General features: G+C 45.8%; 27 protein-coding genes. 18 read left to right on the forward strand and 9 right to left on the reverse strand.

Annotated elements, in window-relative coordinates:
- Window positions 1–27 precede the first annotated feature (27 nt).
- From tnpC to tnpA (BZG14_RS16135), 4 genes are all read right to left on the reverse strand, one after another.
- Entirely contained in the window at window positions 28–1,530 is a 1,503-nt protein-coding gene (gene tnpC, locus BZG14_RS12090) for an IS66 family transposase (RefSeq protein ID WP_077608840.1), read from the reverse strand.
- A gap of 88 nt (window positions 1,531–1,618) precedes the next feature.
- Window positions 1,619–1,963: an IS66 family insertion sequence element accessory protein TnpB gene (gene tnpB, locus BZG14_RS12095; RefSeq protein ID WP_025675503.1), complete on the reverse strand. Its 345-nt coding sequence runs from the start codon at window positions 1,961–1,963 to the stop codon at window positions 1,619–1,621.
- Complete coding sequence (gene tnpA / locus BZG14_RS12100; protein WP_077459646.1) at window positions 1,960–2,259, reverse strand: IS66 family insertion sequence element accessory protein TnpA; 300 nt, start codon at window positions 2,257–2,259, stop codon at window positions 1,960–1,962. The genes tnpB and tnpA (BZG14_RS12100) overlap by 4 nt, the downstream gene beginning before the upstream one ends.
- Window positions 2,260–2,320: 61 nt before the next feature.
- A complete protein-coding gene (tnpA, locus tag BZG14_RS16135) occupies window positions 2,321–2,458 on the reverse strand; it encodes an IS66 family insertion sequence element accessory protein TnpA (protein WP_443216358.1) in 138 nt (45 codons plus the stop codon).
- A 201-nt stretch (window positions 2,459–2,659) separates the two neighbouring features.
- On the opposite strand from tnpA (BZG14_RS16135), the gene BZG14_RS12110 reads away from it, so the two are divergent.
- From BZG14_RS12110 to BZG14_RS12185, 16 genes are all read left to right on the forward strand, one after another.
- Window positions 2,660–3,514 (forward strand): DUF726 domain-containing protein, encoded by an 855-nt coding sequence (locus tag BZG14_RS12110; protein ID WP_077608841.1) that lies wholly within the window; start codon window positions 2,660–2,662, stop codon window positions 3,512–3,514.
- A gap of 129 nt (window positions 3,515–3,643) precedes the next feature.
- Window positions 3,644–4,153, forward strand: a complete 510-nt coding sequence (locus BZG14_RS12115; RefSeq protein ID WP_077608842.1) for a hypothetical protein — start codon at window positions 3,644–3,646, stop codon at window positions 4,151–4,153.
- Window positions 4,154–4,312: 159 nt separating this feature from the next.
- Window positions 4,313–7,108 (forward strand): DEAD/DEAH box helicase, encoded by a 2,796-nt coding sequence (locus tag BZG14_RS12120; RefSeq protein ID WP_077608843.1) that lies wholly within the window; start codon window positions 4,313–4,315, stop codon window positions 7,106–7,108.
- Between the two features lie 146 nt (window positions 7,109–7,254).
- Entirely contained in the window at window positions 7,255–8,151 is an 897-nt protein-coding gene (locus tag BZG14_RS12125; protein WP_077608844.1) for a hypothetical protein, read from the forward strand.
- A gap of 138 nt (window positions 8,152–8,289) precedes the next feature.
- The gene (locus BZG14_RS12130) at window positions 8,290–9,309 is read left to right on the forward strand and encodes a hypothetical protein (protein WP_077485701.1); all 1,020 of its coding nucleotides are present in this window, start codon (window positions 8,290–8,292) and stop codon (window positions 9,307–9,309) included.
- 74 nt (window positions 9,310–9,383) lie between these two features.
- Complete coding sequence (locus BZG14_RS15520) at window positions 9,384–9,779, forward strand: hypothetical protein (RefSeq protein ID WP_131825185.1); 396 nt, start codon at window positions 9,384–9,386, stop codon at window positions 9,777–9,779.
- A gap of 177 nt (window positions 9,780–9,956) precedes the next feature.
- Window positions 9,957–10,292 carry a transposase gene (locus BZG14_RS12140; protein WP_077608845.1) on the forward strand — a complete coding sequence of 112 codons (336 nt, stop codon included), beginning with the start codon at window positions 9,957–9,959 and terminating at the stop codon, window positions 10,290–10,292.
- Window positions 10,244–11,131: an IS3 family transposase gene (locus tag BZG14_RS12145; protein WP_077608846.1), complete on the forward strand. Its 888-nt coding sequence runs from the start codon at window positions 10,244–10,246 to the stop codon at window positions 11,129–11,131. The genes BZG14_RS12140 and BZG14_RS12145 overlap by 49 nt, the downstream gene beginning before the upstream one ends.
- Window positions 11,132–11,286: 155 nt before the next feature.
- A complete protein-coding gene (locus BZG14_RS12150) occupies window positions 11,287–12,102 on the forward strand; it encodes a hypothetical protein (RefSeq protein WP_077485713.1) in 816 nt (271 codons plus the stop codon).
- 95 nt (window positions 12,103–12,197) lie between these two features.
- Complete coding sequence (locus tag BZG14_RS12155) at window positions 12,198–12,476, forward strand: type II toxin-antitoxin system RelE/ParE family toxin (RefSeq protein WP_077485715.1); 279 nt, start codon at window positions 12,198–12,200, stop codon at window positions 12,474–12,476.
- A 15-nt stretch (window positions 12,477–12,491) separates the two neighbouring features.
- Window positions 12,492–12,773: a HigA family addiction module antitoxin gene (locus tag BZG14_RS12160; RefSeq protein ID WP_241824668.1), complete on the forward strand. Its 282-nt coding sequence runs from the start codon at window positions 12,492–12,494 to the stop codon at window positions 12,771–12,773.
- A 99-nt stretch (window positions 12,774–12,872) separates the two neighbouring features.
- Window positions 12,873–13,169: a hypothetical protein gene (locus BZG14_RS12165; protein WP_077608848.1), complete on the forward strand. Its 297-nt coding sequence runs from the start codon at window positions 12,873–12,875 to the stop codon at window positions 13,167–13,169.
- A 226-nt stretch (window positions 13,170–13,395) separates the two neighbouring features.
- Entirely contained in the window at window positions 13,396–13,677 is a 282-nt protein-coding gene (locus BZG14_RS15705; RefSeq protein WP_198532060.1) for a GNAT family N-acetyltransferase, read from the forward strand.
- Between the two features lie 151 nt (window positions 13,678–13,828).
- A complete protein-coding gene (locus BZG14_RS12175) occupies window positions 13,829–14,167 on the forward strand; it encodes a hypothetical protein (RefSeq protein ID WP_077608849.1) in 339 nt (112 codons plus the stop codon).
- Between the two features lie 12 nt (window positions 14,168–14,179).
- Window positions 14,180–14,677: an ASCH domain-containing protein gene (locus tag BZG14_RS12180; protein WP_077608850.1), complete on the forward strand. Its 498-nt coding sequence runs from the start codon at window positions 14,180–14,182 to the stop codon at window positions 14,675–14,677.
- Window positions 14,674–15,069: a GFA family protein gene (locus tag BZG14_RS12185; protein WP_077608851.1), complete on the forward strand. Its 396-nt coding sequence runs from the start codon at window positions 14,674–14,676 to the stop codon at window positions 15,067–15,069. The genes BZG14_RS12180 and BZG14_RS12185 overlap by 4 nt, the downstream gene beginning before the upstream one ends.
- A gap of 3 nt (window positions 15,070–15,072) precedes the next feature.
- Here BZG14_RS12185 and BZG14_RS12190 read toward each other — a convergent pair whose 3' ends face one another.
- Window positions 15,073–15,837, reverse strand: a complete 765-nt coding sequence (locus BZG14_RS12190) for a hypothetical protein (protein WP_077608852.1) — start codon at window positions 15,835–15,837, stop codon at window positions 15,073–15,075.
- Window positions 15,838–15,958: 121 nt separating this feature from the next.
- The gene (locus tag BZG14_RS12195; protein WP_077608853.1) at window positions 15,959–17,434 is read right to left on the reverse strand and encodes a sensor domain-containing diguanylate cyclase; all 1,476 of its coding nucleotides are present in this window, start codon (window positions 17,432–17,434) and stop codon (window positions 15,959–15,961) included.
- A gap of 217 nt (window positions 17,435–17,651) precedes the next feature.
- On the opposite strand from BZG14_RS12195, the gene BZG14_RS12200 reads away from it, so the two are divergent.
- A complete protein-coding gene (locus BZG14_RS12200) occupies window positions 17,652–18,047 on the forward strand; it encodes a DUF6232 family protein (RefSeq protein ID WP_077608854.1) in 396 nt (131 codons plus the stop codon).
- A 78-nt stretch (window positions 18,048–18,125) separates the two neighbouring features.
- On the opposite strand, the gene yciA is transcribed toward BZG14_RS12200, so the two are convergent.
- From yciA to BZG14_RS12215, 3 genes are all read right to left on the reverse strand, one after another.
- Window positions 18,126–18,524, reverse strand: a complete 399-nt coding sequence (yciA, locus tag BZG14_RS12205; protein WP_069362621.1) for an acyl-CoA thioester hydrolase YciA — start codon at window positions 18,522–18,524, stop codon at window positions 18,126–18,128.
- 93 nt (window positions 18,525–18,617) lie between these two features.
- A complete protein-coding gene (locus BZG14_RS12210; protein ID WP_077458921.1) occupies window positions 18,618–19,160 on the reverse strand; it encodes a septation protein A in 543 nt (180 codons plus the stop codon).
- 142 nt (window positions 19,161–19,302) lie between these two features.
- Entirely contained in the window at window positions 19,303–20,646 is a 1,344-nt protein-coding gene (locus BZG14_RS12215) for a sodium-dependent transporter (RefSeq protein WP_077600435.1), read from the reverse strand.
- A gap of 517 nt (window positions 20,647–21,163) precedes the next feature.
- Here BZG14_RS12215 and cls point away from each other — a divergent pair.
- A complete protein-coding gene (gene cls / locus BZG14_RS12220) occupies window positions 21,164–22,624 on the forward strand; it encodes a cardiolipin synthase (RefSeq protein WP_077608855.1) in 1,461 nt (486 codons plus the stop codon).
- The last annotated feature ends 56 nt before the right edge of the window (window positions 22,625–22,680 follow it).

Here is a 22,680-nt window from a genome sequence, read left to right on the forward strand (position 1 = left end):
GTAAGCGGTTAATAAACCGGTGAACGCCTACTCGACATCACTGAGATCCACACACCATGGCATCAGATCTGACATATCGTCCGATGGCGACCGCTTGGGTAATTCAGCGAACAGGTGCCGGAAGTAATAATAGGGATTGATGTCATTGGCACGGCATGTCATCACCAAGCTATACAGATTAGCACTCGCTTTTGCTCCACCGACAGATGTCGAGAACATCCAGTTCTTTCGCCCTGTGGCGAACGGACGGATGTCTCGCTCCGTCACATTGTTGTCGATGCTAATGCGGCCATCTTCCAGATAGGTCAGCAGTTTGGGCCACTGATTTTTCGCATACGTGATGGCCTGGCCCAAGGCGCCTTTGGGCAACACATGCATGCTATCAAGCCAGCGTTTAAAGTCATTTAACAGAGGCAGACTTTCTTGCTGTCTGAGTTGTTGCCGGGCCTCGGCCGATAAGTGTTTCCCGCGTCGCTCGATGCCGTAGAGCTTGTTGATGAAGGTGAGCGCTTTTTCTGGCTTGCCGGCTTTTTTCGAGGGCGACGCCTTTTGCGCATCGGTAAATTTACGGCGAACATGAGCCATACACGCTGCTTGCGTCACACCGTCAACGGTATCGTAAGCACTGTAACCATCGGACAGAAGATAGCCCTGATAATCGCCCAGGAACGCTCGCACACACGCGCCGGCTCGACTGGGTTGATAATCATAAATCACCACCGGGTGGTCGGTAAATTCACCACTGCGATACACCCACATGTAAGAGGTCGACTGCGCTTTTCTATCTGCTTCTTTGAGCACTTGCACCGTGGTTTCATCGGCGCAGATAAGTGGCTCGCTGGCTAACTGTGCTTTCATCGTATCGATAATCACGTCAACTTTGCTGCCCAGCTGCACACACCAGTTGGCTAAAGTGGCACGGCTAATGTCGATACCCGCTCGGTTCAGCATATCAACTTGACGATATAGCGGCAGTGCATCCACATATTTGGCGGTCACGACGGCGGCAAACGCCTCTGGACTGCCAAGGCTTTTGGGGATCATGCTAGCTGGCTTCGGTGCGGTCACTACCTGGCTGGTTTCAGCGGTTTGCTCGCACTGGCGGCAGGCATATTTGGTGCGCTCATGGCGAATGACACTGACCCGCTGCGGCACGATTTTCAAGGTTTCGCTCACTTCTTTGCCACAGGCGTGTAAGGGTACGTCGCAGCACGCGCAATAGGGGGTATTTAAGGTATGGGTGTGCACCTCACGCTCAAGATCAGCAGGTAGGGGTTTGCGTCCTGTTTTACGTCGCGCCTTAGGCGCAGAGGGTAACGCATCTTGCTGCTCGGCTTCGTTGAAAGTGCCTTTCGCCACTTTTTCACTTTGTGCGGCAAAGCGTTTGGATTGGCTCAGATTTAACTGCTCAATCAATAACTGAACGTGGTTTTTTAACGCCGAGATCTCTTCCTCTTTGTCATGCAGCAATGCCTCTTTCGCCACTAGCATGGCTTTAAGTTGCTCGATATCATCAGGGAGGTCGGTCATTGGGCGTCATCTTCTTACCGTGTAATGGCAACAAGTTTGACGGCGCAAAAGGATCGTTCAAGGGCAATATGATGATCACTGTCATGGGTCACACTTCTAGTCCCTTTAAAGGATGATGCCCGTGACTGTTTTCCAGTGACAGTCCCGATAGGAGCCAGTGAAGTTGCGGTTTACTCAGAGTGATCACGCCGTCAGGGCTCGGGCGAGGCCACTTGAAGGTGCCCTTTTCGAGGCGGCGGTAATACAGCCAAAACCCATTGGTATCCCAGAATAAGATTTTGAGCTTATCGCGACCGCGATTACAGAAAATAAACCAGGCTTCACTAAAGGGATCCATCTCAAGCTGCTCGGCCACGATCAATGATAGACCGTCAATCGACTTGCGCATGTCGGTGACGCCAGAGACCAAGAATACCTTGCCAGAAGGCGTCATTGCAGTGCATCCACCCAGTGTTTGATTTGTGCGGCGTTGAGCGTGGCGGGTAACTCGGCTCGAATGCCATTGGCAAAGACAAGCACGACGGACGCCCCTGGTAAGTGACCGGACGCGTCGACCACAACCGGCTGCACGGTTTGAGCTTGTTGGTGTTCACGTAATCGCTTCGACCAATAATAAAAAGTTTGATAGGGAATAGCGTTGTCTTGGCAAAACTGCTTAATGGACACTGTGCTTTGCTTTTGTTGTTCAATAATCGCCGCCCAGTGCGCGCGTTTTTGTGCTTGTTTCATGGTACCTCCGCTTAAAAAGGTACTATGACAAAGTCCGTGTCTTATGGGTATGTGGGGTTTATTAACCGCTTACNGACCAATAATAAAAAGTTTGATAGGGAATAGCGTTGTCTTGGCAAAACTGCTTAATGGACACTGTGCTTTGCTTTTGTTGTTCAATAATCGCCGCCCAGTGCGCGCGTTTTTGTGCTTGTTTCATGGTACCTCCGCTTAAAAAGGTACTATGACAAAGTCCGTGTCTTATGGGTATGTGGGGTTTATTAACCGCTTACCCAGAAGACGAATTGGATGTTTTGGGTAAAAGTTAACAAGTGCGTCAACGGGACCGCTTTGTTCCGCTGCCGCTCCACAAACCGGCCCGTTACGCCGGCGTTAGATTTAAATTGAGCATCGAAGGAAAATGATGATTGATATAGTTACAGGTTACTTAGATAGCTGGAGAGGTAGTAATGACTCTACTACTATCAGTGTCGAAAAAGTAAAAGAAGGCAAAATGCCCACGGTATTTTTGATTAATGGTTTTTATTCTGAAACTGCAAAGGATTCCAGTGAATGGATGCCAATAGTAAACAAGCTTTACCCTGATAGCGAAGTTGTTTTAGTTAGGTGGAAATCCGGAAATATAATAAATCAGATGATTGACAATTTAAGCGGTAAAGCAATTTATAGCGTTGCTCAGAAATATTTAACTCAAAGGGCTCTGATGTTAGCTTCACTTTCCGCAACGTCAGCATTGAGAGCAATATCCCTCCCTGCCACACTCGCTTATGTGACGTTTACTTTATCACAGTTCGGTTATCGGTGGAGAAAGTCATTCCTTGAAACAGAAAATGCAAGCAGGGAGCTTGCCAAGATAATAAATAGTGAGAGCAAGTATGACGGTTGTATATTAATGGGGCATTCTTTAGGAGCGAAGGTTATTTGTCATACACTCCAAAAGGTAACTCCAAGTCGTGTTAATCATGCCTACTTGCTAGCTGGGGCAGTAATAAACAAAACAGAATTATGGTGTAACTTATTAAGTAAACATAACAATTTATGTATAACTAATTGTTACTCTTCAAATGATCTAATTTTGCGGTATGCTTTCCCTGTAGGCGTGATATCGAAAATACCGGCTATCGGTGTTTCTCCGCTGAAATGCGACCAATCGAGAGTTTTAGATTTAGATGTGACCCCAAGTGTAGGTGGGCATATGAAGTTTAAATGTGAAAAACTCGCCATAACACTCGCGGAAGAAGCGAACAGTCTTTAAATCTAACAATAAATTTAAGCAGATTCGCAACGCTTGGCACTTTCGGTTTGAATCAGCTTTAGTGTTTACGGCACAATGGTTTAGGTGGGTGGCAGTGTTGCTCACTACTTAATTTGGCGTTAAAAGTCTATGAATCATCCACTATTGCCAATGCCAGAGAGAACAGAAGAATCTGATGCAGTTTATGCTGTGCTGGGACGAGCTTTGGCATACGCTACTGAATTCGAAAAAAACTGTAGAGCTTTGGCCCATTTGTTTGATATCGAAAAATCGGAGAGTGAGTTCTCTTATGAGATATATAAGCTAGTCAATTCAGGTACTTTACATGCAAAGATAAAGCTACTTATTGGCGAGCATGGATTACCCGATTGGGTGGAAGAAAAAATTCATGGGGCAAGAAAAGCTAGAAACTATATTGCTCATGAAGCGGCGGAAGATCATAAGAGAATGATGTCAACACCACAATTAATGAAAAGCTTTGAGACTACTATTATGCAGATGACTGGGAAAATAGCTGATGGAAATCAGATTGTGCTTGATGTGACGAGAATGCTGAAGGAAGGAAAGCGTGTTCATGGGTCAGATGTCGTTGCATATTCGTTCGCTGTGGCTTCGTGGATTAGCCGTGACAACTTTTAACAAGTATGTCAACGCGACCACTTTCACTTTTCTGGAAAAGCAGCAAATTAAAAGTGGCGCGTTACAAAAGCGTTATACATCATAATCAAATCCTGAAGCAATATTAATTAGGTTTAGCTGCTAATTATCAGAGAACAAAATTGGAAGGACAAAAAAGATATGGCATTTAAAAAAAAAGGGACCAAGCAAGTAGCTGCTGGTAGTCCAGATCAATTATTTAGGGAGTTACCTAGAAGAAAATTCCCCGATGTTCTCCCTCACCAACAGTCAATGATGCAACGTTATGCCGAAGAAGCAGTAAATAAACCTGATGTTGCACTACAATTACCAACAGGTAGTGGCAAAACATTAGTTGGGTTACTGATTGCTGAGTGGAGACGTAGAAAATACAATGAAAAAATTGTTTATTTATGCCCGACACGACAACTAGTCAACCAAGTTGTAGAGCAAGCTGAAAGTAAATATGGGCTAACAGTTCTTGGCTTTACAGGAAAAAAAGCAGAATATAATCCAAGTGATGTTGCTAAATACAAACAAGGATTAGCTGTAGCCATAACGACCTATAGTAGTGTATTTAATACAAAACCTTTCTTCGATGATCCCGATATCGTCATTGTTGATGATGCACATGCTGCTGAAAATTATGTGTCGAAATTGTGGTCATTAGAAGTTGAGCGTTTTAATAGTGACCATACAGCAACACACGCAGCTCTTTGTTCTTTAGTTAAACCTTACCTTGATAGTACAAGTTATACACGATTAGCTGGCAAATGGGAAAGTCCATCTGATCAAGGATGGGTAGACAAATTGCCCACTCCTATATTCGAAACTATTAAAGAAGATTTAATCGAAATATTAGATGAATATACGGAAAGTAACTCATTAAAATATCCATGGTCAATGCTTAGAGCTAATTTACAAGCGTGCCACTTGTATATGTCTTCTACGGGGTTTCTTCTAAGGCCTTTATTACCTCCAACATGGGCTCATGCAGCATTTTCTAATGCGAAACAACGTATTTATATGTCTGCAACATTGGGAGAAGGCGGCGATTTAGAACGTCTTGTTGGGCGTAAAAATATATATCGGTTAGCAACACCAGATGGATGGGATACTCAAGGTGTCGGTAGACGTTTTTTTATTTTTCCCTCCTTGTCATTAAACGAACAAGAATGTTCAGACTTGAATATTGAATTATTTAAAATGTCTAATAGGAGCTTGGTGCTAGTTCCTAGTGAYCCTCAAGCAACAAAGATAAAAGAAAAAGTCGAAACATCTACTTCAATTGAGGTGTTTAGTGCTAGTGATATAGAAGAATCTAAAGGCAATTTCGTTAATAAAGATAGTGCTATTGCAGTGGTAGCAAATAGATATGACGGAATTGATTTCCCTGGGGATGAATGTCGATTACTAGTAATCGAAGGTTTACCTAAGACCGTTAATTTTCAAGAACAATTTCTCATGTCTAGGATTGGGGCTAATATATTATTTAACGAACGAATACAAACAAGAGTTATTCAGGCTATCGGAAGATGTACGAGATCATTARAAGATTACTCTGCAGTTGTTGTTAATGGAAATGCTCTTGTTGATTTCCTTGCTGATAGAACAAGAAGGACATACTTTCATCCTGAACTTCAAGCAGAATTAGAGTTTGGTGTTGAGCAGTCCATTGATAGTAGTTTTGATGATTTAATTGAAAACTATGAAATTTTTATTGAAAATGGAGAAGATTGGGAAGATGTAAATAACGAAATTGTAGAAATTAGAACAAATAAAACTAAACTAGAATTTCCGGGTATTTCAGAGTTATCTCAATGTGTTTCATCAGAAATTGATTATGTGACAGCTTTATGGTCTTCTGATTTTGAAGAAGCTCTCAGTCAATCTGAACGGATTCTAGGTTTCTTGACGTCTCCAGAATTACGTGGTTATAGAGCTATGTGGGAATATCTTGCTGGCTCTGCTGCATATATGGCAGATAAACAAGGTTACCCGAGGGCATCATTAAAGGCAAAAGAACATTTTACAAGAGCAAAGAAAGCAGCAAAAGATATTCCGTGGTCAGTGGGGCTTACTCGATATGCTACTAGCTCAGATCCGGTTCGTGAAGCACAAGATATTATGTTGATGAGACAAATTGAGGGTATAGAATCTCTTTTATCNGCTGCATATATGGCAGATAAACAAGGTTACCCGAGGGCATCATTAAAGGCAAAAGAACATTTTACAAGAGCAAAGAAAGCAGCAAAAGATATTCCGTGGTCAGTGGGGCTTACTCGATATGCTACTAGCTCAGATCCGGTTCGTGAAGCACAAGATATTATGTTGATGAAACAAATTGAGGGTATAGAATCTCTTTTATCTGGTTTCGGGTGTATGCATGATAGGAAGTTAACCCAAAGAGAAAAGTTGATTAGAGAAGGTCTGAACTCAGCAAAACAGTTTGAAGAAGCCCATCGGCTATTAGGTGAACACTTAGGGTTTGAAGCATATAAGGTAGAAGAAGATGCATCACCTGATCCTTGGTGGCAATTAGATAATTTATGCATCGTTTTTGAAGATCATGCTAATGCCGAGTCAGATACACTATGTGCAACTAAAGCAAGGCAAGTTGCCACACATCCTAATTGGATTCAAGCAAATGTAGACGGTTTTTCAACGGATAATTTTGAAATTATTCCAGTTTTGATTTCGCCAGTTTCGAAGGTAAAAAAAGGAGGAGTCCCTCATTTAAACGCAGTTATGTTTTGGAAATTGGATGATTTTAAAGAGTGGGCTTCCCATGTATTAGATGTCGTTAGAGAACTAAGAACTACATTTCAACAACCCGGTGATTTAGTATGGCGAGCTGAGGCAGCAGACAAACTAATAGCAGCACGAATAGATGTAAATAGCATTAAGAATATGCTTTATAGCCAAAGAAGTATGGATTTATTGTTATCAGTGGAATGATAATTTGAAACGTAAATAAGACTTCATACCGTATGATGTGTAACAAGGCGAAGCAATTGACAAAATATATGTCACGAATTTTGCTTCGCAAAATGTAGTGCCATATATTTTGCAACTGTTCTTAGCGTTAGTTTCATGGAAGACATATGAACGATTCGGAATTGTTAGAACAAGCCTTACATAGTGGGGCAATCATTCATCAACCTCATGCGTTGAAAGCATTTTTATCAGCAAATTTCCTTGCTAAACGTTTTGGTGAAAATGACAAACTTTTTTCTCATACGTCTATTTTAATGGCTAATGATGCAGTTTTGGTACAGCCTACATATGAGGAATCTGTTCAAGCACCAGCATTACAAGACTTTCGTATTCAAAGTATACTGAATCGTGGTATTTATCCCGCAGCTTATCAAGCTACTTTTCAGTGGTATCAAAACAAAGGTTTTGATGAGGTTTTTCGCCACTTTGCCACCAAAGCAGCATCTGCGAACGAATACTTATCCCACCATGTGACGATATTGCTTGCAATGAATAGTGTCTATAGGCAATTGAATGAACATCAGATCCCAGCCTTTCTTAATCGTTTTACAGAGTTCGTTACGTCTACGTTTTCAAATATAGATAACGTTAACTCGAAACCAGTGCCAGTAAAGGCCAGTCTCTCAGATGTATTATCATCTTGTATTGAGCAGTTTGGTTTCTTTGGACACAACTTGATCACTTTGGCTTGGCTATTACGTTGCAAAGATCAGTTATCAACATCACTGTATGAAGCAATGCTGTCAAACTTATATGTTCAGGCCAATAGTCCTTTGGAAGACCCCGAAGATGAAATCGATCAAGTCATATGGGGGCAATGCAAGGCTGAGCCGGGTATAGAATCGTTTGAATCACGTATAAATTGCTTAATCTTTGATTACACGTCAAATTTGCATCAAATCACATTTGCTGATGCTCTATGCTTGTTACAATCTGAGTTTCCGCAATATACGGCGGATTTAAATAGAATAGCGCAATATCAATGTCTTGTTCTTAAAAAATGAAACTAACAAACCAATTCAAGGCGACCCAAGTCGTCGCACGGCTTTGGGTGATTGCCGCTTCGCGTCAGTGTATCACCAAAAAGCACCCAACAATTTGGGCGCGTGATTGGGGCGTTATGTACTAAAAGGAATGTTGAGATGCTCTACAAAATAGAAGAACAAGCTAACGTATTTGAAAAGCTAGACCCCGTAGAGTTCAAAGATTTTTCTAGTTTCGGAAAGCTTGAGAAAGATTTAGAAAACTTAATTGCAAATAGTATTTTAGATGTATTGTTTGAGGATGCTAGGTTAATGCCTGTTTTTCAGGAAAGGCAATGGCAAGCAGAAGCTGATATATATGCACTTAATGAAAGTGGTGAATTAGTTATATTTGAGTTAAAGCGTGCATCAGCTGCTCAAGATGCTGTTCATCAAGCACTRAGGTATGCACAAGATGCAGGCCAATGGAGCTACCAAAAGTTAGAAAGAAAGTTCAAAGAATATACCAAAAGTGAAATGTCGCTAGTTGAAGCTCACAGAGAGGCTTTTAATCTTGAGTATCAATTAGATCCAAAAGAAATAAACAATAAGCAACACCTATTGGTTATCGGTAGTGCAGCAGATGAATCATTAATATCATCCGTAGATTACTGGAAGAAAAATGGAATATCTATTGATTTTTTGCCATATCGAGTTTACGAACTTTCTGGAGAAAAGTACTTTGAGTTTTTTGCTCTTCCATATGATAAACATAAAAATCCGAGTGATGTGAAAGGAGTGCTATTCGACACAAATCGTAGTTGGGATGAAAACTCTATTTGGTCAATGATGGATAATAGTCGTCTTGAAGCATATGGCGATGCGAAGAGGTTCGTTCATCATGTTCATGTGGGAGATATTGTTTTCTTTTCGCACAAATGGTGTGGCCTAATAGCTGCCGCAAAAGTCAAGGGTGAGGCCAAAGCTCCAGACAGCGAAACTTTGTATCGAGATGTGGATTTTTTAACTCCTATACCGAACCGCAAAGATAATAAATTGTTGGCTATGCCTTTTTCTGAGGTTAGCTCAAAAACAGGTAAAAGTTTCTTTTGGGCTCGAACTATAAAAGTACCTTATCTTACAAAAAATGAAGCGCTTGAGTTGGTTGAAGAGCTTAACAACTATCTGCGCCGTACATAACAAGTCAAGACTGTCGGACTGCTTCGCAGCCGCAGCTTGAAGCGTTAGGGCACCGAGTTCGAGGAACAAAATATATGGCTCTTAGTGTAAGTGAAATCGCTGCGTGGTGGGGTGCCTTAGTCGCAACGATAGTGCTAGTTTGGGACGTATTTAAATGGATAAGCAACGGCCCCAAGTTATCAATGCTTTTATCTCCAAATATGCAGGTACTCGGAGATCCATCCCGAGAGGGTAAAACTTGGGTTTCTATTACTATTTCAAATACCGGAAGTTGTCCAACAACTCTTAAGGGGGTTGGTATCGAGTTCTATGATTCATTTGCTCAGAGATTGCTGGGAAAGCCAAGCCATGCGGCTTTATTTCCTAACCCAAATGATAATTTACCACTACCGCGCGTTATCCAGCCAGGAGATGAATGGACAGGCCTTATCCCACAAGAAAGAGTCGATAAAGATCTTTCATTGCAATAAATGGCTCATGAAGGGCACCTTATGGTATGGGCATCACAGTCCCATTCAAAAAGAAGCAAGCGATTAAGGTTGGTAATTGAGCGCGGTGGAAATAACGAGCCCTAACAATCAGCGGCAGAGCGACAGTGGACTTGATCCGTTTTACTGGACACGCATCGACGACCTGAGGAGGTCAGTATGCCAGCCTATAAAACGGGTAAAAAGACAGCGCAATATTCACTAGACTTCAAACTGAAAGCGGTTGAATGGAGCTATGAGACGCATCGAACAGTGAAGTCGGTTGCAGAGGCGCTTGATATCCATCCATTCATGCTATCGAAATGGCCTAAAGCGTATCGAGATGGAGAGTTTGGTATGGTCAAGTCCCTAAAAAATAAAGTGAAGCCAGACAAGGCGAAGGATGAGTTATCGGCGCTCAAGCGACGGATCACGGAGCTTGAAGAGGAGAACGATATCTTAAAAAAGTGGCAACGCTTTCAAGCAGAACAAAGGCGCAAGCCTACCGATTTGTAAAGCAATATAGTGATGTTTACTCAGTAAAGAAGCTGTGTAGGCACCTTTCTGTGWCTCGTAGTGGCTATTATGATTGGCTAAGCCGCGGACAGTCAGGACACGCGCGCGCAGATAGTGAGCTAGGCGCAGAGATAGCGTTCATCTACCGTAAAAGCGAAGGCAGATATGGGAGTCCTAAAATCCATGCGGCGTTGAAGGCAAAAGGTCTCGCAGTGAGTCGTAAGCGTGTGGCCCGCTTGATGCGAGAAGCCGGCTTAAAGGCGAGAGTGGACCGTGTTTACCGTCGTCAGAAAAAGAGTCGGACGTTCTTTAAAGGACTCGTCAATCGACGTTTAGAACAAGAAAAAGCGAGCAAAATCAATCAACAATGGACCGCGGATGTTACCTACATAAAAGTAGGAAACCGATGGGGCTACTTAGCGGTAGTGATTGATGTTTACTCAAAAAAAGTACTTAGCTGGGCGCTCAGCGACAGACTTGATTCAAACTTGACGATGTTCACCATCGTCAAAGCACTCGCTAGCCGAAAGCCTAAACGGGGACTGCTATTTCATACCGACAGAGGGCGCGAGTATTGTGCGGATAGGGTGCGACATTTACTGGCGGAACACGGTGTTGAGCAGAGCATGAATCGGCCAGGGAAATGTACGGATAATGCAGAAGTCGAGTCGTTCTTTAAATCGCTTAAGGGCGAGTTAATCAAAGATGCACCGATTGCTAACTTAAGGCACTTACGAGAGAAGCTCAGAAAATATATTCAGTACTTTTATAATCGAACACGGTTACACAGTAGCATTGGCTATATGTCGCCGATAGCGTTTGAAAAACAATGTACTTAACGAAAGACGTGTCCGTTAAAGTGGATCAACATCATTCAGCACGCTTGGCATTTTTAGGTCGAGTCAGTTTTAGTGATTAAGGTGTTCAAATTGAGTGTAGTGGTAGCGTGCTTCACACCTTAATTGGGCGTTATGGCAAAAAAAGGAGTTCTAAATTGAAATACACAGTTTTATTGTCTTGCATATTACTAATTTCTGGCTGTGTAAACATGGCTGCGAAAAAGCCGACGGTAAGTTATTCTTCATCCATAGTTGATACCCTGAGCCAATATTATGAGGCATCGCAAGCGGGACTTATTAGTCCATATAAGTTGTTCGACCCTTCAGGGAAGAATCCAGGAATTGTGGACGGCAACGAATATAGAATGTTCAGACGTTGGTGGTGCCTAGATTCGAGTTCGACGAAGGGAGAACTTGAGAGTCTTATCAATGGCCATTGCAGTGCCAACGGCGGAATCTATAAAAATGGTTGGTGTAGCGATAAAATTTCTGAATCGCCCATTTATAAGGTTTCTATTGGTAAAGCGGGCATGGTGGGAGAGAAATCAAGCACAGCTTTCTGTAGCGCAGGTGAAGACATCGGTGTTTTGGCGTATGAAAAAAACTCAAAAATTTCAAATCAGAGTTGGCTCGATATTTCCACGGCTAAACTTGGATTTGAATCTCCGACTGAGTTTACACAAAGATTAAAAATGGAGAGAGAAGAAAAATGGCGCACGTTACAAGAAAAGCTTAAAAAGCAAGCTGAGCAAGGAAATTTAGTTCTAGCGTCAAAAATAGGCACAAGAATATGCAAGGACTTTGATCGTGGTGATCATGTTTATGTTGGATACATAGAAGACAAAACGGATGAAAAAGTAAAAATTAATGTAGCTCAAGCTGTATACAAAAGGGATGCTCGTTTTACTGTCAATGGGTTCCAGCCAACTTTAATTTGGGACTACCCCAATAATTGGTATGTCTGCGAATAGCGTCATGCCATAACAAGGCGCTCACTGGCAAATTTGCCAGTGAACGCAGCGTTATGCACATTGACACCTGATGCGTTACAGGTTACAACAAGGAGATGATTCGAAGCTTTAAACACAAGGGCTTGGCGAAATTCTTCAAGTCCGGCTGCACTGCAGGGATCCAAACCGCTCATGCAAAGAGGCTTCGGCTTATTCTCGGTAGGCTCAATGCGGCTTCCGGCGCCAAAGATATGGATTTGCCGGGCCTAAGGCTCCACGAACTTTCCGGCAACCGGTCGGGAATCTGGGCTGTGACGGTAAGCGATAACTGGCGCGTCACGTTTCGGTTTGAGGATGGAGACGCCGAGGTAGTGAATTACGAAGACTATCATTGAGGTACCCCTATGTTGATGCACAACCCTCCCCATCCCGGTGAAGTCATACGAGAGCTTTGCCTAGAACCCCTTGGCCTATCTGTTACAGCAGCTGCGGAGGCGCTCGGGGTGAGCCGGAAAACGTTAAGCGCCGTTTTGAATGGCAAAGCCGGTGTTAGTCCGGAAATGGCTATTAGGCTTTCTATTGCTTTTAATACCTCATCGGAGAGCTGGCTAACGCAGCAGTCCCAATATGAACTGTGGCATGCTGAGCAACACCGTAAAGACCTTAGGGTCAAGAAGCTTGTCGCAGAGTAGTAGAGCACATAACCAAGCATATTAAATGCGTTTCTTCTGTCGCCAGACCTCGTTTCACGCGGCCGTTTATGGCAGGTGTTAGCACCAAAAAGTTCAGATATGGCAAAGGTTAAGAAAAAGCTCACTCCGGCTCAAAAGAGAGCAAAGAAAGCCGCGAAAGCAGAGCGGCAAAGGAAGTACCAGTGGGTTTTTATGAATGGCAAGCAAGTCAGAATAAAGCGGCCACCAACCGCGGATGGTATTCCTATAGATCAGTTCATTGAGGAAAATGCTGATCCGATCTGGCTCCATCAGAATGAGATGTGGGAGCAGATGCCGGTTGAAGGCGCTCTTTCTGCTCCTGAGCCGTCTACCGAATTAGATGCAACAGAAGACGAGGACGGAACACCATTTTGACTTTTTAGCCACAGGTGTTCAGTTTGAGCAGTGCTAATTGGGCGTTAGCGGTGTTGATAATACCTACAATGTAATGCATGAGTCGTCTTATCTTTGACTGGAATCCTCGCAAGAAAGCCGCTCATCGCAAGAAGCACAAGCTCTCGTTCGACGAGGCCAAAACCGCCTTTACAGACGAGTTCGGCCGTTTGATAGCAGACCATTCTGATGAGAGGACCGGTTCATAGTGCTAGGAGCGAGCATCCATTCTCGCTTGCTGGTGGTGCCACTGCGTGATCATTACGATTGTGGTGTCGAGCCCTTTGAATCGCTGTCTATCTTAGTGACACCAAAATGCCGTCAGCGTGGTGTCGGCAAGGCACTGATTTCAAGGTGGGTCAAAGAGGTTGAAAAGAGGGGACGTGTCGCCCGATATCGTGCCAACCGGGAAAATATTGCCTCTCGACGCCTTTGCGAGTCGTTAGGCTTTGTTGCTCACAGTCATATTCAAATACTGGCAAAACTATGAGTAGCGGCAACGACCCAATACGCATTGGTGGGGTTATCGAAATATGATGAGTGGGAGAGGCGTTTGTGGCTGATATTCATGGAGATTAAATGTTGTCTTTAGAACCCTCCATTAGATTGTTGATGATGCATTTTTAAGGGCGTTTTTGAGTATGACTAATTGGCTACGGGCTTTACTCGTGTTTGGGGCTTTGGCGGTCTCTTTTTCATCGATGGCGCAGTCGCTGCCAGAAGGAGCGATCCAAGAAGGATCGCTAGCTAATCAAAAATTGATCCAAGATGCGATGGCAGGGGTGCTGGTTACGGTGGCATCCCAAGGCTGTGAGAAGCCAAAGGAATTTTTACCTTACGTGCGGGAAATGCCGTCAGGCGAGGTAGGCACAAGGGTTTGGCGGGAGCTATGGATTGTCGAAGGCTGTGGTGACACCTATCCGATAAAACTTCGCTTTCAGGAGGCGGGAGCTGGCGCCGCCAATTGGATGATTGAATAAACAAGGACGCTTATGAATACAGAACAACAGGCATTTTTAAACGCCTACCTTGCCACCTTAAGTGAAGCAGAACGTCAGGCCGTGCCTGAAACTATTGCCGAGTACTTTTGCGCGGATGAATACAATGCTAACGAATGCGCCCGTTTGATTGACCAAGGCATAAAACGCGCATCGTGCAGCTTAAAAGCTTGCTACGAGATAGAAAACGAACCTTACCCGCAAGTAGGGCGTTTAACCGTGGTGCTAAACGGGGCGCAGCAGCCGGTTTGTATTATCAAGGTGACTGAAGTGAGCGAGTGCCCATTTGATCAAGTGACTGCTGAATTTGCCGCTGCGGAAGGTGAAGGCGACAAGAGCTACGCCTGGTGGCGGCAGGCACACTTGGCATTTTTTGAGCAAGAGGGTCAAGCACTCTGCGTGCCGTTTAAAACTCAATCTCCTTTGGTATTAGAGCGTTTTAAGAAAGTCTATCCACTCGATAATCATGAAACTGAGCAGGTAAGCGCATGATAAAACAAGTCGGTCAAACGCTCATCCAACCCGAACACTTGGCACGCTGTCACTGCGGAGCGGTTGTGTTAGCCCTCGCGTTACCCAATGGGATTGAAAACCCCAGACGCTGCGATTGCTCGATGTGTCGACGCCGCGGCGCCATTGTTGGCTCAGTCAAGCTTGCACAATTACGTGTCGTTGCTGGCAGTGAACAACTCAGTGTGTATTCCTTTAATACCCACACGGCTAAGCACTACTTCTGCTCACGCTGTGGCATTTACACCCATCACCAACGTCGCTCCAATCCGAGTGAGTTTGGGTTCAATATTGCCTGCTTAGATGGCGTCAATCCGTTTGAGTTGGAGAATATTCCCGTGATGGATGGGATCCACCATCCGGCGGATCGCTAAGTTTTACAACGCCTCTGGATAGTGCGTTTTCAGTAACTCTTCGACCACCGCCAGGTTCTGTCCGAGTTTTCTCAGTGCCAGCAGGCGCGTTTTGCTAAATTTGGCATCTTTAGGCACCAAGCGCATGATGTAGGCGGCGCGTTTTCCTTGGTAGACGTCCTCTGATTTATGGAAAAAAGCGTTACAAAAAAGCAGCGCATCACCTGCATCCAACGCAGGGGTCACTTTGCCCTTCTCCATATAGTCATACTCTTGCTGGGTGATTTGAAATGGCGGGTGCTCGGGCACCGACGGGTCGGCAATGCGCACCAGTGAGTGCAATTGATTGGCTTCGCGGATTAGCGATAGGCGCACCGCGCCTTCTTCCATCACGATAGATAACTGACCTGAGCCAGCTTCTTTCACTGGCGTCAGCGGGATCCATACCGTGAGCATATCTTCCGGCCGCTCCATAAAGCCAATTGAGTCAAAATCAGTATGGAAAGGAAAGCCTTGATCCTCAGCCGTTTTCTCCAAATATAAGTCGGCCAAAATGCGATAGTCTGGCAGCAGTGCCTCAATAGTGTCAGCGATGTTGAGATCTGGGTCGCGGAAGACCATGGGTCCATAGATCGCCTTTTTGTAGATGTCGGCATACCAAGTTTGCCCATTGGGCATGGCGTCAAGTTTGGCAGCGAGAGCCGTTTGTGTCTCTGGGCTCAGTACACCAGGGACGACTTTGCCGTGATGAGGAGAGAGGTTGTCGAGAAAGTCCGGGCGAGCTGGCATAGAAGCTCCTTGAGGGGGATATAAAACCTAGAGTGTTACCTGTAGTTTAGCAAATCACCGTCGTCACTGAATAACGGCGGTGGGTGAGGTCAGTGTACTGACCGAAAAAGCCCCTGCAAGATTAAGCGTAACTGACCACCCGATTGCGCCCAGAGAGTTTGGCGTTATATAAAGCGTCATCGGCATGCTGGTAGAGGTACTTAGCATCTAGCATGGCGGCGTCGAACTCCGCACAGCCAATTGACACGGACACGCGGATAGCGGGGGAATAGTCGAGAATCGAGTGGTGATCATAAATTGCTTCGCATAGCTTAGAGCCGCAGTGTTGCGCCGCTTGTTGGTCGGTATTAGGCAACAGACAAGCGAACTCTTCCCCACCAATACGATAAATGTTGCTGTGCAGAGGAAGGTGCGCTTCGAGCAAAGACGCGAAAGCTTCGAGGACTTTGTCGCCAACGATATGGCCGTAATTGTCGTTGATGCGTTTAAAATGGTCGATATCAATAATAAGCAGGGATAGGGGTTGATGTCGGTAACGGGCTTTGTCGCCAAAGCGAGCAAGGTCGCTAGCAAACTGACGACGATTGTATAATTGTGTGAGCGGATCGGTCGTGGCTTGGCGCATTAATGCTTGTTCTTCCGCCTTACGCTGACTGATATCCCACATTACACCGGCGACCACACCTTGAGGCTTATTTTTAGGACCGTTATTGGTGGTGATTTCTACCCACGTATATTCGCCATTGTCGCGTTGAACCTGCAAGTCCATTTTTAGCTCGTTGCCAGCGGGAGATAAAAAGTGGCGCACCCGTGAGAAAAACGCTCGACGATACCGAGGATGAATGCGGCGCAGCCAGTGCCGGCTGGTGTAAGTGCGAGAGTCACGAATGCTGCTAATGCCACTGTCGCCGATGATCTCTGACGAGCACCAGCAGATGCCGCGTTGTACATCCACTTGCCAAGTGCTGCAGTGGGTATTGTCTTTAATGATGTCTATTTGGCGTTGTTTAGAAAACAGCTCGTTTTTTAGCACAGTGCTAGCGATCAGATGTCCCGTCGCGCGCAGCAAGGTCACATCGCTTTCTGACCACTGTTGTTCTCGCTCGCAATCATCAAACCCCAGCGTTCCCCACCATTTATTATCGACAATGACGGGGATGGTTAACATCGATAAAATGCGCTGTTGTGTTAAGTAGCGTTTGAGCCAAGACGAGGGTAACTGATCAGTAATGACCGCTTGGTATTCGCCCCGCTGTCTGCTTTCTATCAGCTCACGGTATTCGGGGTGCGCGAGGCTAGATCTGAAATGATTAAAATGGGGGAGGCGAATTTGCGCGTACTTTTTCTCGTTTGCCCATTCGAAGACATAATCCTGCAAAATATCGGTATCGCTGATCGCTAATACTTGAAACACCCACACACGACTGACTTGCGTCACCGCGCCAATTTCCGCGAGCAAGTGATTAATATTGGCAAGTCTATCATCACCACTGACCAGCATGTCTGCACCGCGTAGCACAGCCGACAGCAGGTCGACATTTAGCTCAGAGAGCTGGTGTCTATCAAGTTCAGGTTGGATCCCGGTTAGGATGGTCATGCCGATAGTCCATTATCTACAAAGTCACCACTGTGTTGAGCGTAGCAGGCGTGTGTATAAATAGTTAACACGGAACGTATTAAGTGTTCAGTGTTGTGGGTCACGTTTGCGTTTAGTCGTGCTCGCCCTGTTAGTAAAAATAGACATAATAATCGCCACAGTGGAATGAACCTTGTGACAGTGTGACTGGCTCACACACCTTGATATGGAAATAAGCATGAGAAAGTCAGTGGTAATAAAACAAACCCCAACCCGTTTATGTGTGAATGATGACTGTTACGCGATGCACAATATTGTTGATGCCAGCGTTGAAGAGCTCACGTGGAAAGATCACCTGCTGAGGATGTTAGGGCTAGGAATACTAAGCGCGAGCTTTTTATTTTTTATGTTGGTCGGTGAGCTGCCTTACGCGGAGTCCTTACCTGCCGTGGGCTTTGTTGCAGGTGCGTTGTTAGCTTTGCTGACTAGCGCAAAATACGTGCTACGCATTGAATATAGCCACCAGGATGACACGGGCGTGCAGTGGCTGACCATCGCCAAAAGTGGGAAGAAAACAGATAAATTGCTTTTTGATCAGCACGTCGCACAATTAAAGCGGTTGTTAGTCTCGTAGCCACGCCGGTGGTGATGTTTATCGAGCGGATACACGAAGGGCCTGCAATTTAACAGGCCCTTTTTCTTGTTGATCGCGTTATTTATTGATGGCGCGAGGGCGACCGCTTTCATCAATCGCAACATAATTAAAGGTCGCATGGCTCACTTTGCTGCGATCGCCTATCTCATCATGGCTAACGGGCTTAACCCAGACCTCAAGCTCAATAGTGATCGAGGTATTGCCGATACGTTGACACGTCCCATAGCAGCAGACTACATCGCCAACACTGACGGGCGATTTAAACGTAATGTCGTTGACTGACACAGTAACGACACGTCCACCAGAGATCTCTTTGGCGAGGATCGCGCCAGCTAAATCGAGCTGGGACATGATCCAGCCGCCAAAAATATCGCCATTGGCGTTGGTGTCGGCGGGCATGGCTAATGTACGAAGCAGCAGTTGGCCGCGGGGGCAGTTGTTTTTGTTGTCAGGCATGGCTCTCTTCACATCTTATTCAAAAGGGGCTAGCCCCTTTTTTTCAGGATAAGATTAGAATTGTGACCGCTAACACAGCATTTGGGCAAGTTTTTATTGGTCTGAGTTGCTCTCTTTGGGTAGATGGCGGTAGATATACACCCCAGTTGCAATCATAAACAGGAAGGTCAGGATCAAAGTGCCGAAGACCTTAAAGTTCACCCAGGCATCAAGCGGCATGCTGTAAGCGACATAAATATTTACCCCGGCTAAAAGCGAAAAGAACCCGATCCAGGCCCAGTTAATGGTGCGCCACACGCGTTCTGGCAGTGTGATCTCTTTGCTGAGCATATTCTTGATCAGCGGTTTACCCATCGCCTCGGACACCGCCAAGCCAATGGCAAACAAGGCATACACGATAGTTACCTTCCACTTGATGAAGTTGTCATCGTGAAAAAATAGCGTCATGCCGCCAAAGATGGCGACCAAAACGGCAGTGATGATTTGCATCTTTTCCACGCGTTTATACAAGGCCCAAACCAGTACAACTTGCACCAGGGTGGCGATGATCAGTGCCCCTGTAGCTATATAGATATCGTAAAATTTGTATAAGGCAAAAAAGATAATCAGAGGAATAAAATCAATTAGTTGTTTCATAACGCCGCCGCGTGACTAGGTGTATTTAAGCTAAGTATGTACGCAGTGTACCCAAATGCGCAGGGAGGAGAAACGACAAGGCGGTGAGAGGCCAAATCACAAGGTAGGCGCCTTGGCAGGGGATGCCAAGGCGCGTTGAGGATTAAATCCAATCCCAGCCGAATACCAGTAGCATCAGTATCGGGCAGATAACGCGAACGTAGCCTGGCCAGATTTTCCAAAACCAGGTTTCGCCAAGCTCAGGGCTACCTTGCACCAGCTCTTTCAAGATTTCGTTGCGGTGCCATAGCCAGCCTGCAACCAGAGCAAACAGCAGGCCAAGGATAGGCTGTGCGTACTCGGTGGTGACGGTAACCACTAAACCAAACAGATCGCCAAAGTTGTAAACAATCACTGCCGAGGCAATGGTGATAAGGCCGCCAATCCACCATACCGCTTTCTCTCGTGATTGACGGAATTCCTCGGTTGCACAAGCCACTGGGACTTCTAGCAATGAGATGGCTGAAGTGAGGGCGGCAATGACCATCAGCAGGAAGAAGGCAAAACCGATAAAGATGCCCGCTGTTCCCATGGTGTCGAACATGGCAGGCAAGACGCTGAACACCAGTGTATCACTGCTGAGGAGCGCGCCTGCCTCGCTGTAAATCGCCACACCATTATGTTGGGCAACAAACATCGCCGGCATGATCAACAGCCCGGCAATAAAGGCGATGCCGGTATCCAGCAATGCGACTTGTGCAGCGGTTTTAGGGATGTTGGCGGTCTTGGACAAATACGAGCCGTACACCATCATCACACACACACCCAGCGAGAGTGAGAAAAACGCTTGCCCCATGGCACTCACGACCAATCCCGGCGAGAGGTGCGACATATCTGGGATCAGGTACATCTTAAGCCCTTCCATCGCGCCGGGCTGGAACAAGATGTAAATCACCATGATCACGAACAGTAAAAAGAGGACGGGCATTAAACGTGAAGACCAACGCTCGATCCCGTTAGCAATACCATTACGGACCACCAGAATCGTTGGCACCATAAAGCACAGCATCAATGCGAGGTTACGGGTTTCGCTAAACGACTCTAACCAGGCGGCTGCATCGGTAAAGCCTGCTAATGCAAGCAAGGGTGAGACCATATAGCCCACCAACCAACCGGCCACGATGGTGTAAAAGCTTAAAATGCCAGTCGCGCCGAGTAAGCCGACTAACCCAAGTAACCGACCAATCCATTTTTGTCCGCCGGATACCGCTGACAGTGAGCGAACGGGGTTGGCATTGCCATAGCGTCCAATAGTGAGTTCTGCTATTAAAAGGGGATACGCGAGGACAAAGACCATCAGCAAATAAATAAACAGAAAAACGGCGCCGCCGTTTGAGGCTGTTTGCGTGGGGAAGCCCCAAATGTTGCCGAGCCCAATGGCTGAGCCAGCAGCCGCCAAAATAAACCCTAATCGGGATGAAAATTGTGCGCGTTGTGTGTTTGCCATACCTACTCGATATTGTATTCGATAATTGATTGATTTTTATGGGCGCATACTCAGTTGTGCCCGTCAGATGCTTGCTCAGTGTGTAAACTAATAATTACACATTAAAGCAAGTCATTCCCTCTATAAAGACTCGTCAGTAAACCAGTTTATGCGTAAAATTTGAAGATCATGCCGTATGTAATACCACCGTATGGCTGTATTTCCCCACATTCTCTCTCCGCGTGAATACTTCTTAGTCATTAGTAAGGGTAATCCGCTGCCTTTAGTGAGTATCACAGTGGCTTTCTCTACTGCAATTATTGATTTAACACATTGTTAACATTACTGCTTTGGGTCACGTTAACATGCATGATCTAATGTATTTAGCATCATGTTGGTGTGTTAGCTGTCACGATTTTTCCGCCGCGTGTCTTTTTCTAAAGACAAATCATGGCTTGCACCGATTGGCAAGCTAGGCAGAATAGAGAAGGCGAGAGAACAGGCTTTCGTCAGTTACTATTAAGGTGTGCAATTAGGCATGGAAAAAGTCTACGAGATCGTGACCTTACTGTTGCTGTTGGTCTACTGGTTAACCATTGCTGGGGTGACAGTCCGCGTGGTATTCAAGCGTCGCGCGCTGGGTGTATCGATCGCTTGGTTAATGATTATTTATATCCTCCCGATCGTGGGGGTGATTGCCTATCTGCTCTTTGGTGAGCTGAACCTCGGTAAAACACGTGCAATGCGCGCGAAAGCGATGTTTGAGCCATAYCGTCAATGGCTGCTCAGTTTGCAGGCGTGCCCGGCACATCGTCCTCAGCACATTAGCGAGCAGTCTCACCATGTTAATCGCCTCTGCCACGCCCGAATTGGTGTGCCGGAGCTCACCGGTAATCAGCTGGCGTTGCAGACCGAGCCCGCTGATATTCTGAAGTCAATAGCACTTGATATTCGTCAGGCGCAGAAAAGCGTCGATATGGTGTTTTATATCTGGTATCCAGGGGGCCATGCTGACGAGGTTGCGCAGGCGGCGTGTGATACCGCCAAACGTGGGATCTCTGTGCGTATCATGCTGGACTCTGCCGGGAGCARGGTTTTTTTCCGCAGTGAATGGCCACATGCGATGCGTGAAGCTGGGGTAGAGCTGATTGAAGCCCTTGCGGTAAATCCGTTTCGGATGTTTTTTCGTCGCCTCGATATTCGCCAACACCGCAAGATAGCAATCATTGATAATCATATTGCGTACACGGGCTCGATGAACATGGTGGATCCGCGCTTTTTCAAACAAGACGCGGGAGTTGGTCAGTGGGTGGATGTGATGGTGCGAGTCTCGGGTCCCACGGTGCCCGTTTTAAGTAGTGTGTTTGCATGGGATTGGGAGGTGGAAACTGGGCTACGCGACTTGCCGTCATCGCCAGAGTGTTTGCTGATTGAAGATCACCAACACGCCAATCACGCGGTGCAAGCGATTCCATCTGGGCCTGGCTTGCCAGAAGGGATGATTCAACAAGTGCTGACGCTGGCTATCCATCAAGCAGAGAAGAGCATTGTGATCACCACCCCGTATTTGGTGCCAAGTGAAGGGCTGATGGTGAGCTTACAAACGGCCGCGCAGCGTGGGGTGTCAGTCACTCTGATTATTCCCGAGAAAAATGATTCCTTGATGGTGGAGTGGGCGAGCCGCTCGTTTTTTGAGGATTTAATGTCAGCAGGGATAGAAATCTACCGTTTCGGGGGCGGCTTATTGCATACCAAATCTGTGCTGGTGGATGAGCAGTACTGCCTCGTGGGCACGGTGAACCTCGATATGCGCAGCCTATGGCTTAATTTTGAGCTGACACTGACTGTCGACGATCCCGAGTTTTGTGCGAGCATTCATGCGCTACACCGCCATTATCTGGCGCAATCGACCCGCATTAGTGCTGAAGCCTGGCAACAAAGACCCGTTTATCATAAGCCGATCGAGCAGTTCTTTTACATGTTTAGCCCGCTGTTGTAAGGGGGCTGAGTTGTTGGGCGATACGCGATGACACCGGCGGGCTAACTCATTTACCG

Source organism: Salinivibrio sp. IB282 (assembly GCF_001995685.1).
GTDB classification, from domain to species: domain Bacteria; phylum Pseudomonadota; class Gammaproteobacteria; order Enterobacterales; family Vibrionaceae; genus Salinivibrio; species Salinivibrio kushneri.